7 protein-coding genes are annotated in these 11,051 nt (G+C 71.2%); 1 reads left to right on the plus strand and 6 read right to left on the minus strand.

Annotation, left to right across the window (positions count from 1 at the left end; genetic code table 11):
• The 4 genes from J0670_RS17125 to J0670_RS17140 all read right to left on the minus strand — a co-directional run.
• Positions 1–1,995 (minus strand): glycoside hydrolase family 3 protein (locus tag J0670_RS17125; protein WP_207812475.1); only part of this gene is annotated, 1,995 nt, incomplete at its 3' end.
• 86 nt (positions 1,996–2,081) lie between these two features.
• The gene (locus J0670_RS17130) at positions 2,082–2,900 is read right to left on the minus strand and encodes a carbohydrate ABC transporter permease (protein ID WP_207812469.1); all 819 of its coding nucleotides are present in this window, start codon (positions 2,898–2,900) and stop codon (positions 2,082–2,084) included.
• Positions 2,900–3,796 carry a carbohydrate ABC transporter permease gene (locus tag J0670_RS17135; RefSeq protein WP_207812470.1) on the minus strand — a complete coding sequence of 299 codons (897 nt, stop codon included), beginning with the start codon at positions 3,794–3,796 and terminating at the stop codon, positions 2,900–2,902. The genes J0670_RS17130 and J0670_RS17135 overlap by 1 nt, the downstream gene beginning before the upstream one ends.
• Positions 3,793–5,082, minus strand: a complete 1,290-nt coding sequence (locus J0670_RS17140) for an ABC transporter substrate-binding protein (protein ID WP_207812471.1) — start codon at positions 5,080–5,082, stop codon at positions 3,793–3,795. Before J0670_RS17140 ends, J0670_RS17135 begins: the two co-directional genes overlap by 4 nt.
• Positions 5,083–5,288: 206 nt before the next feature.
• Here J0670_RS17140 and J0670_RS17145 point away from each other — a divergent pair, with 206 nt between their 5' ends.
• Positions 5,289–6,317, plus strand: a complete 1,029-nt coding sequence (locus J0670_RS17145) for a LacI family DNA-binding transcriptional regulator (protein ID WP_307806553.1) — start codon at positions 5,289–5,291, stop codon at positions 6,315–6,317.
• A 95-nt stretch (positions 6,318–6,412) separates the two neighbouring features.
• Here the strand turns inward: J0670_RS17145 and J0670_RS17150 are convergent, their stop codons facing one another.
• Positions 6,413–7,882: an endo-1,4-beta-xylanase gene (locus J0670_RS17150; RefSeq protein ID WP_207812473.1), complete on the minus strand. Its 1,470-nt coding sequence runs from the start codon at positions 7,880–7,882 to the stop codon at positions 6,413–6,415.
• A gap of 319 nt (positions 7,883–8,201) precedes the next feature.
• On the minus strand, positions 8,202–11,051 hold a 2,850-nt coding region (locus tag J0670_RS17155), incomplete at its 5' end, for a glycoside hydrolase family 48 protein (protein WP_207812474.1).

The following is an 11,051-nucleotide window of genomic DNA, read 5'->3' on the forward strand; positions in this document are numbered from 1 at the left end:
GTAGAGCTGCACCACCTCGGTGCCCGCCCGCGCGCTGGTGTTGCGCAGTTCGAAGGCGAGCCGGAACTCGCCGTCGGTCCCGGTCTCGGCGGCCTCCACCTCCAGGCCGGACCAGGTGAACTCGCTGTAGCCGAGCCCGTGTCCGAAGCCGAAGGCCGGGGTCGGGTCGATGCTGGAGACCTCGCCGGCCTGGGCCAGCCGCGCGGCCAGGTAGGTCGAGGGCTGCACCCCCGGGTGGGCGGGGACCGAGACGGGCAGCCGCCCGGACGGGTTGACGCGCCCGCTGAGCACACCGGCGAGCGCCTGCGTCCCGGCCTCGCCAGGGAAGAAGCACTGGACGATCCCGGCCGCCTCGGTGACGGCGCGCCCGAGCGCGTACGGCCGCCCGGCCAGCAGGGTGACCACCACGGGCGTCCCGGTGTCCAGCACGACCTCCAGCAACTGCCGTTGCTTGCCGGGCAGTTCGAGCGAGGCCGCGTCGCAGCCCTCACCGCTGGTGCCGCGCCCGAACAGCCCGGCCCGGTCGCCGAGGGCGAGCACCACCACGTCGGCCCACCGGGCGGCGCGGACGGCCTCGGCGAGGCCCGCGGCCTCCTCGATATCGGCGGTCTCGCCGTCGACCGTCACGCCGCGCACCGTCCGCAGCTCGCTGCCGGCGAACTCCGCCACCAACGCCTCACGGAGGGTGGGGAGTTCGATGCCGAGCGGAACCTCGGGGTGCTGTCCGCCGACGTGCACCGGGAACGAGTAGCAGCCGAGCACGGCGGTGGGTTCGTCGGCGTTGGGGCCGATCAGCGCGATCCGGGCGGGCTCGCGCAGCGGCAGCACACCGTCGTTGCGCAGCAGCACCACGGCCTGCTCCGCGAGGTCGGTCGCGAGCGCCCGGTTGGCGGGCCGGTCCAGCTCGACCTGGCCGCGCAGCGCCCCCGGTTCGCTCAGGTCGGCGCCGGCGAGGGCGGCCGGTACGGGGCTCCAGTCGGCGTCCAGCAGCCCGAGTTCGGCCTTCTGGGTCAGCACGCGGCGCAGTGCCCGGTCGATCAGCCGCTCCGGGACGGTGCCCTTGACGACCGCGTCGAACAGCGGTTGCCCGAAGGCGTCGACGGTCGGCAGCTCGACGTCCACGCCGCCGGACAGGGCCAGGCCGGCGGCGTCGGACCGGTCCTCGGCCACGCCGTGCAGGGTCGCGAGGAAGGCGATGCCGAAGTAGTCGGCGACGACCGTGCCGGTGAACCCCCAGGTGTCCCGGAGCAGTTCGGTGAGCAGGGCCTGGTCGGCGGCGGAGGGCAGGCCGTCGGTGTCGGTGTAGGCGGGCATGACCGAGCGGGGCCGGCCTTCGCGGACGGCCATCTCGAAGGGGGGCAGGATGACGTCGGCGCGCTCGCGCGGGCCCATCGAGACGGGAGCCAGGTTGCGCCCGGCGCGGGAGGCGGAGTACCCCGCGAAGTGCTTGAGGGTGGCGACGATCCCGGCCGACTCCAGGCCCTGGACGTAGGCGGTGGCGATGGTGCCGACCAGGTACGGGTCCTCGCCGATGGTCTCCTCGACCCTCCCCCACCGGGCGTCGCGGACCACGTCGAGCACCGGCGCCAGGCCCTGGTGCACCCCGACCGACCGCAGGTCGCGGCCGATGGCGGCGGCCATCGTCCGGACCAGCTCCGGATTGAAGGCCGCGCCCCAGGACAGCGGCACGGGGTAGGCCGTGGCCCCCCAGGCGGCGAAGCCGGCCAGGCACTCCTCGTGGGCCAGGGCCGGGATGCCGAAGCGGTTGGCGGCGGCGATCCGCTGCTGGGTGCGCAGCAGCGAGAGCGCGCCGAGCGCCGGGTCCACCGGGGCGGTGCCGAACGGCCGGGTGAGCTGGCCGAGCCCGTGCGGCAGGAGGGTGTCGAGGTCGGGCGGCGGCTCCATCTCGTGCTGGTGCGGGGCGACTTCGTCGCCGTCCGGGTCGGCGCCGACCCAGACGCCGACCAGCTGGGCGGTCTTCTCCCGCAGGGTCATCGCGGCGATCAGGGCGTCGGCCCTGGCCTCCGGGGTGAGCGTGGTGTCCCGCCACGCGGGCGCGGGCTCGGGGTTGCGGTGCTCGTTCACTTTCCTCCGACCCCCGTCAGGCCCTGGACCAGGGCGCGGCGGGCGAACAGGTAGACGATGAAGACGGGGAGCATGGACAGCACCACGGCACTGAGCAGTCCGGGCACGTCCACGCCGTGTTCGGTCTGGAAGTCGTACAGGCCGAGGGTGATGAGCTTGGTGTCGTCGGACTGGGTGAGGATCAGCGGGAAGAGGAAGCCGTTCCACGCCTGGAGGGCGGCGAAGACCGTGATCGAGGACAGTCCGCCCTTGGACAGCGGGATCACCAGCCGGCGGAACATCCGCGCCGGGGAGGCCCCGTCCATCGCCATCGCCTCGTACAGCTCGGGGCTGATGTCGCGCATCGCACCGGTCAGCACCAGGGTGCAGACCGGCAGGCAGAAGGCCGCGGTCGGGAGGATAACGCCGAGCAGGTGGTCGTACAGGCCGGTCCGGCTGATGACGAAGAACATCGGCACGATGACGGCCTGGGCGGGGATCGCCAGGCCCAGCAGGAACAGCCGGAACACCCAGCCGGTCACCCGGCCGCGGGCGCGCACGATGGCGTAGGAGAGCGGCGGGACGACCAGCAGGACGATGGCGACCACGCCGGCGGTGACGGTCAGGGTGTTGAGGAAGTCCCGGCCGAAGCCGGACGAGAGGTCGGTCAGGTAGTTCTGCAGGGTCCACTGCTTGGGCAGGCTGAGTGGGCCCTCGGTGGAGTAGTCGGCGCGGGTGCGGAAGGTGGCGATCAGCAGCACGTACAGCGGCAGGCCGACCAGCACCAGCCACACCAGGGAGCCGAGCCCGGCCAGGATGTTGGGGCGCCGTCGCATCACAGGCCCTCCGTCGTGCCGCGCATCCGGTCGTAGCCGGAGATCCGGACCACCGCGAGCGAGATCAGGGTGGCGACCACCACGAGGACCAGCGCGACGGCCGACCCGGTGCCGAAGTCGAAGCTCTTGAAGGCTTTTTGGTACATGTAGTAGGAGGTGACGGTGGTGTCCGTGCCGGGGCCGCCCTGGGTGAGGATCAGCACCGTGTCGAAGGTGGTCAGGCCGCCCACCACCATCAGGATGACCGAGGTGATGATGGTGTTGCGCAGCTGCGGCAGGGTGATGTGGAAGAACTGCCGCACCCGGCCCGCCCCGTCGACGGCCGCCGCCTGGTAGAGCACCTGGGGGATGGCCCGGGCGCCGCCCTGGTAGATCAGCGCGTGCAGCGGGGTGAACTGCCACACGCCGACGAAGGTCAGGACCGCGATCGCACCGCTCTTGCTGCCGAGCAGGTTGCCGTCGCCGAACAGCCAGGTGAGCTGGGACGGCACACCGAAGTTCGGGTCGAGGACGGCTCGCCACACCACCGAGACGGCGGTCGCCGAGAGCAGCAGCGGCACGAAGTAGACGGCCGAGAGCACGGCCCGGTTGCGCTGCTTCCCGGCGGCCCAGACGCCGAGCAGGATGCTGATCGGCGTCTGGGTCACCACACCTAGGGCGGTGAGCAGCAGGGTGGTCCAGACGGACTGGAGCATCACCGGGTCGTCCAGCAGGGCGCTCCAGTTGTCCAGTCCGTTGAAGCGCAGGTCACCGACGCCGTCCCAGCTGGCGAAGGAGAGGACGGCGACCAGCAGCAGCGGTATGAGCGCGAACATCAGGAAGAACACCGCCGCCGGGAGCGCCCACACGACGCTCGGGCGGGTCGCCTCCGCGCCGGCCCGCACGCGGCGCGTCATGACGTCGGCAAGGCCCGCATGGCCTTGATGAAGCCGTCGGCGTCGACGCTGCCGTTGAAGAACTGCTGGACGGCGGTGTGCATCGGGGTCATGGCGCTCGGCGGGTACGCCTGGTCCCAGGAGAGCTGGAACGAGGGGGCGTCCTTGACCATCTGGTACTGGTCCTTGGAGTAGGCGGGGTTCGTCGAGAGGTCGAGGAGGCCGAGGGTGTTGGTGGTCGTCGGCAGGTTGCCGATGGCCAGCTGCGCCTTCACGAACTCGTCGGAGTACATCAGTTTGAGGAAGGCCGCGGCGGCCTCCGGGTGCTTACTCTTCTTCAGCACGGAGTAGAAGTTGTTGGTGTTGCCGACGACGTCCGCCGCGTCGCCCTTGCCGCCGCTCAGGGCCGGGAAGCCGGTGTAGCCGAGGCCGGACGTGGCGAAGTCCGGGTTGGCGTCCTGCTGCGTGGAGTAGTACCAGGAGCCCATCAGCTCGAAGGCGGCCTTGCCCTTGGCGACCAGGGCCGGGGAGCCGCCGTCGGTGAACTTCACGGAGTCGAAGTTGCTCCCGAAGGCCCCGGCGTCGACCAGTTGCTTGAGGGTGGACAGCGCCTTGCGGCTGTCCTCGCTCGCCCAGGCCTCCGTGTCGCCGCCGATCGCACGCTGGAACAGCCCCGGGCCGGCGATCCGGTCGTAGAGGTACTCGAACCACATCAGGGTGGGCCACTGGTCGCCGCCGCCGAGGGCGATCGGGGTGACGCCCTTGGCCTTCAGGGCCTTGACGTCGGCCACCAGCTCGTCCCAGGTCTTCGGTGGGGTGAGCCCGGCGTCGGCGAGCACCTGCTTGTTGTGGAACAGCAGCACCGGCTGGGTGCCGCGCATCGGCACGCCGTACGGCTTGCCGTCCACCACCGCCGAGTTGAAGACCGAGGGCAGGAAGTTGTCCTTCAGGCCCGGGTCCTTGGCGATGAAGTCGTCCAGCGGCAGCAGGAGTCCCGCCTTGACGAACGGCTGGATGGAGCCGCCGCCCCAGTTGAAGAAGACGTCCGGGGCCCGCGAGGTGTTGATCACGGTCTGGAGCTTCTGCTGGTAGTCCGCGCCGGGGATGGTGTCGAGCACCGCCTTGACCTTGGAAGTCCGGTTGAACGTCTCGACGATCTGCTTCTCGACCTTGTTGCCGGCGTCGCCGTAGACCAGCACGTGGATCGTCCCCTCACCGTCCGAGGAGGAGCCGCCGGAGCTGCAGGCGGCGGACGTTCCGAGGACCAGTGCGGTGACCGCGGTGACTGCGGCGAGTCTGGATCGCATATCCTGCCCTCTATTCGAATGTTTCGAGCAAGTTGCCGAATGTTGTGGGAAACCTAGAACCGAGCCGACCGTCCGTCAAGAGTGCGGACGGGATCGGCTTCGGCCCGGTCGGCGGGCTAGCATCCGTGCGGTACGACCGCTCCACGGCCGTGCGTCCAGCCATCCACGACGGAGTTCGCCCAGCAGGGGCAGTGCAGGAGGGTCCTGTGACCAGAGCGGCCACGCTCGCCGAGATCGCGCAGGAGGCAGGCGTCTCCGCGCCGACTGTTTCGAAAGTCCTGAACGGGCGCGCCGATGTCGCCCCGGCCACCCGGGAGCGGGTGGAGGAGCTGTTGCAGCGTCACGGCTACCGGCGGCGGCGCGGCAACCGCCAGACCAGCCCGCTGCTGGAACTGGTCTTCCACGAGCTGGAGAGCGCGTGGGCCGTGGAGGTGATCCGGGGCGTCGAGAACGCCGTCCGCGAGGAGGGCCTGAGCATCGTGCTCTCCGAGTCCGCGGGGCACGGCCCCGGCCAGTCCTGGGTGGACGGGGTGCTCGCCCGACGCCCGACCGGCGTGGTGCTGGTGCTGTCCGACCTGGACCGCTCGCTGCGGGAGCAGTTGACCCGCCGGGACATCCCCTTCGTGGTGATGGACCCGGCCGGCGACCCGGGCCAGGAGGTGCCCGCCGTCGGCACCACGAACTGGGACGGCGGCCTCGCCGCCACCCGGCACCTGCTCGATCTCGGCCACCGCCGGATCGGCCTGATCGGCGGCCCCGCGCGGATGATGTGCAGCCGGGCCCGGGCCGACGGCTACCGGGCGGCGCTCGACATGGCGGGGATCGCGTACGACCCGGAGCTGGTCCGCGAGGGCGACTTCCACCACGAGTCCGGGCGCCTGCTCGGCCTGGAGCTGCTCGGCCTGCCCGACCGGCCGACCGCCGTGTTCGCCGGGAACGACCTCCAGGCGCTCGGCCTGTACGAGGCCGCCCGCGAGCTGGGACTGCGCATCCCGGAGGACCTCAGCGTGGTCGGTTTCGACGACCTGCCGCTGGCCCGCTGGGTGGGCCCGCCGCTGACCACCGTGCGCCAGCCGCTGACCGAGATGGCCGAGACGGCGACCCACCTGGTGATCGACCTGGCCCGCGGGGTACGGCCCGGCACGCTGCGGGTGGACCTGGCCACCAGCCTGGTCGAGCGAAGCAGTACCGCCCCGCCGCGAACGGTCGACCCCGGACCGGTCGCGGACAGTTGACGGCCCGTCAGATCATCGGGCCCCCGGGCGCCGAAAGCGGTGTGGCCGGACGACGCCGGGGCCCGGCGTCGTCCGGCCGTTACCGCTCGGTGATGTCAGCCGAGGGTCCACTGCTGGCTGCTGCGGCCGCCGCAGGTCCACAGCTGGGCCAGGGCGCCGTCGGCGCCGGAGGCGCCGGACACGTCCAGGCACAGGCCGGACTGGACGCCGCTGACGGTGCCGTCCGCATTGAGGTGCCACTGCTGGTTGGCCTGGCCGTTGCAGGGCCAGACGACCACCTTGGTGCCGGGGCCGGTGCCCTGCCCGGAGGCGTCCAGGCACAGCCGGCCGCCGCCGTCGTAGACGCTCAGCTGGTCGCCCGCGCCGCGCGTCCAGATCTGGTTGGTGCCGCCCCAGCAGCTGTAGATCTGCACCTGGGTACCCGCCGTGGTCGAGGCGTTCGGCACGTCCAGGCACTTGCCGGAACCGACCGCGCGCAGCTGGCCCGTGGTGGCGCCGCCGCCACCGGAGCTCGAACCGCCGAGGGCGGACAGCGCCGCGTAGAACGCCGGCTTGGGCTGGTCGTTGCCGTCGTGCATGGTGGCGGCGCCGGTTCCGGGGAAGGTGCCGGGGATCCAGGAGTGCGCGTCGTCCACGCCCCACTGGCTCACGCCCACGCAGCGCGAGACGGCCAGGCAGTCCCGGACCACCGCGGCGTAGTCGGTGGCCTGCTGCTGGAGCGCGGAGCCGGAGGCGGGGAGCTGGATGCGGTCGTCCAGTTCGGTGACGGCCACGTCCAGGCCCAGGTCCGCGAACCGCTGCATGTTGGCCCGCATGTCGGCGGGGACCTGACCGAGGATGAAGTGGCTCTCGAACCCGATGCCGCCCAGCGGCACCCCCTGGGCGAGCAGCGACTTCGCCAGGCTGTAGAGCGCATCGCTCTTCGCGTTCACGCCCTCGATGCCGTAGTCGTTGATGTAGAGCTTCGCCCCCGGGTCGGCGGCGTGTGCGGTGCGCAGCGCGTCGGCGAAGTAGCCGACCCCCATCGCCCGGTAGAACACGTCGGGCACGAAGGAGCCGTCGCCGTTGAAGGGCTCGTTGATCACGTCCCAGGCGTAGAGCTGGCCCTTGTAGTGGGTGGCCTCGGCGGTGATGTGCGCCTCCATCGCGGAGCGCACCTGGTTCAGCGGCAGGTTCGACACCCAGGACGGGAGTTGGTTCTGCCACACCAGGTTGTGGCCGCGCACCCGCATGCCGTTCTCCCGGGCGAAGCGCACGAGTTGGTCGCCCGGCCCGAAGTTGTACGAGCCGGGGGACGGCTCGATGGTGTCCCACTTCATCTCGTTGGCCGGGGTCAGCATGTCGAACTGCGCCCGGGCGACGGCCATCTCACCGCTGACGCCGAGGTCGCTGCCCATCAGCGCGGTGCCGAAGTACCGGCCCTTCGCCTCCGCCGCCGCCTTCAGCGTGCCGTCGGCCGCCCGGGCCGGGGCCGCGGCCAGCGCGCCGACCGCGAGCACCAGTGCCAGGACGACCAGGGCCGTCCAGGCACGGTGGAGTCCGATCAGGGTCCTTCGAAGAGGCATGGACGACCTCCAGTGTCGCTCCAGGGGGAGGTGCGCCGCCGCCCCGTCCGCGGGTGGTGGCGCACGAGCGACGACGGCGGTGCCGCCGTCGGCTCGGGGAACGGGAGCACTACGGCAGCCGTCCGACAGTCGGCGCCCGGTGGGATGTGCTCCCGTGGCTAGGTAACTCGGAGCCCGCGAGAGCCGTCAATAGACGGTTGAATGTTTCGGCTCTGTTTCGGAAATGGATCGGCCGGAAGGCGTGGGCGGCTGAACGGAACGGCACCGACCGGATCCGTTGACTCGGCGCCCCGGGCCGGGCTAGCGCTCGGTGGCCCGGTCAGCTGCCCGGGTTCACCGTCGGGAACAGCTGGGCGAAGGTGTCGAAGGCGGTGGCGATGTCCGCCTGGGCCCAGAAGCGGTGGTAGTTGAAGCTCGGCGCGGCGCCCCCGTTGAGGTAGGTCTGCACCTTGGACCACTGCGGGTCCTTGGTGTACCAGGGGCGGATGGACAGGAAGGTGTTGCTGGACGAGTTGATCTGGGTGCCGTCCGGGTAGGTGCCGCTCCAGCCGGGCGGGACGTACAGGCCCTCGTGGGTGGTCGGCGAGTACGCCTGGGTGAAGCGGCTGTAGTCGGTGCGGGTCTCGGCGGCGGAGTAGCCCAGGCCGTCGGTGTACTTCGCGTGCAGGGTGTCCAGGATGCTCTGGGCGAACTTCTGGGCGCTGCTGCTGCCGGACTTGGCCGCGTAGTACGCGAGGGTCTTGGCGAGCGAGCCGGCCACGCCGACGTCGGTGGCGGTGCCGCTCGCGGTGACGTGCAGGCCGGCGTTGCCGCCGGGGCTGGTGGCGCTCCAGGTGTCGGGAGCGCCCGTCCAGGTGAGCTTGTCGGGCGTGGTCAGGGTGCCGGTGGCCGGGTCGGCGTGGGAGACGGACATCGCCCACGGGATCCACTTGTCGAGGATCGCCTTCGCCCGGGTGTCGCCGGTGGTGTAGTAGTACTCGGCGAACCGCTCCATCGACCACGTCTGGAAGCCGAACCACTGGTTGGAGGCCGGGTCGTGGTACTCGGGCTGCCAGTCGTAGTACAGGCCGTAGAAGGTCGGGTCGCCCGTCGGCGGCGCCGCGTCGTCGCCGTAGTTGCCGCCCCAGCTGTTGGTGGCGCCACCGGCGATGCCGCCCTCGGTGGACTGCAGCCACTGGAAGAACTGGAGCTGCTTGTCGAGGCTGCCCGCCCAGTCGGTGGCGCCGCTCGGCGAGAGCGGCTTCAGGCCGGGGTCGTTGGCGAGCACCCACGCGGCCATCGGGTTCTGGTAGCCCTGGTGGGCGGCGGAGCCGGAGATCCGCCAGGCCCAGCTGCCGTCGGCCGCCCCGCCCCAGGCGAAGTACCAGGTGAGCAGACCGAGTTGCTCGTTCGCCTTCGACGTCCCGCCGGGGCAGGTGGTGGAGCCGAGGCAGTTCCCGGCCTGCTTGAAGTACTTGTCGTAGAGCGAGTAGCGCAGGTAGTCGCCGAGCTTGGCGGCCTTGGCGAGGGTCGCGGTGATGGCCGCGCTCTTGCCCTGCGACTTGGCGTACTGCTCCGCCCAGTACGCGGCCTGGACGAGCCGCGCGTCGGCGTCGGGTGCGTCGGTGTACTTGTACTGCTTGCTGAAGCTGCCGCCGCCGTCGTTGTACAGGCTCAGGAAGCCGGAGCCGCTGTTGCCGTACGTGAACACGTCGCAGTCGGGCTGCGGAACGGCTTCCCAGACCGACTCCTCCGGGCCGCGCTGGAAGGTGTTGATGAAGCTGGGCTTGGTGGTGCCGTCCCCGCACTGCCCGAAGCCGTACTTGTTGTCGGTGTCCAGCAGCCAGGCCGGGGCGTAGACGTCCGGGGTGCCGTAGGCGCTCTTCAGCTCGGCGGACAGCGGGTCGGTGCCGACCGGCACGGCGCTGTTCAACTTGACCGGGTACTGGTCGGGTTGGGCCTTCTCGGGGCCGTACGTGCCGGGCTTGGCCGGGTTGTAGGTGCTCTGGCCGGGCTGCTGGGCGTGGCTGGGGATCATGTACGTCTCCAGGTTCGTCCACGCGTTGTTGAAGGCCGTCCAGTCGCCGGTGACCCGGCCGTAGTCGGCCTCCAGCCACAGCCAGTAGCTGTAGGTCTCGGAGGTGGTCTCGTGGCCGTAGTCGGGGGCCTCCACGACCAGGGTCTCCACCGAGTGGTACGGGATGCCCTGCGGGCTGAAGTAGCCGTTCGCCGGGTTCTTGATCTTGTTGTAGAGGTCCAGGAAGTACTGGTCGTAGCCCGAGGTCTTCGCCGCCTCGGTCACCGTGACGGCGGCGGAGCCGAAGCCGGTCGCGGAGGCGGTGAAGGTCGCGGCTCCGCCGACCTGGCTCGCGTCGGTGCCGGCCGCGACGGTGACGGTCTGCGGGACGTTCCAGTTGGCGGGGGTGAAGGTGAGGGCGGCGCCGGACGTGACGCTCAGGTCCGTGTCGCTGCCCGAGCGGGCCACCGTCACCGTGGTGCTCGCGCTCGGTGCCTGGGAGAGCGCGACGGTGAAGGTGCCGGTGCTCCCCTGCTGGACGGCGAGCGTGGCCGGGTTGACCAGGATGCTCGGGCCGGCCACCTTGATCGCGACCGGGCTGGAGGTCGTGGTGACGCCGGAGTCATCGGTGGCGACGGCGGTGACGGAGTAGTCGCCCGCCGCCACGTTCGCCCAGTCGACGGTGTACGGCGCCGTGGTGGCCGTCCCGATCAGGGTGTTGCTGCCCGCCGAGGTCGAGGCGTGGAACTCGACCTTGGAGACGGTGCCGTCGACGGCGGCCGCGGCGGCGGACAGCTTCACGGTGGAGCCCGGGGTGAAGGTCTGCCCGGCGGCCGGGGAGGTGAGCGAGACGGTCGGCGGCTGGTGGGCGCCGCGGCAGACGGTGCCGTTGACGGTGTAGGTGGTGGGGGCGGTGTTGGCGCCCGTGTAGGAGAAGTTGGCGCTGGTGGTGTAGGCGGTGCCGGGGTCGATGGTGGGGGCGTAGGCGGGGTTGGTGACGGTGACGGTTTGTCCGGTCTGGGTCCAGGTGCCGTTCCAGCCGTTCTGGAGGGTCTGGTTGCCGGTGTAGGTGTAGCCGAGGGTCCAGCCGTTGATGGGGGTGGTGCCGGTGTCGGTGATGGTGATGTTGGCGGTGAACCCGCTGCCCCAGTCGGTGGCGGCGTAGGTCACGCC

The organism is Streptomyces sp. FH025, from assembly GCF_017427025.1.
Lineage (GTDB): Bacteria > Actinomycetota > Actinomycetes > Streptomycetales > Streptomycetaceae > Kitasatospora.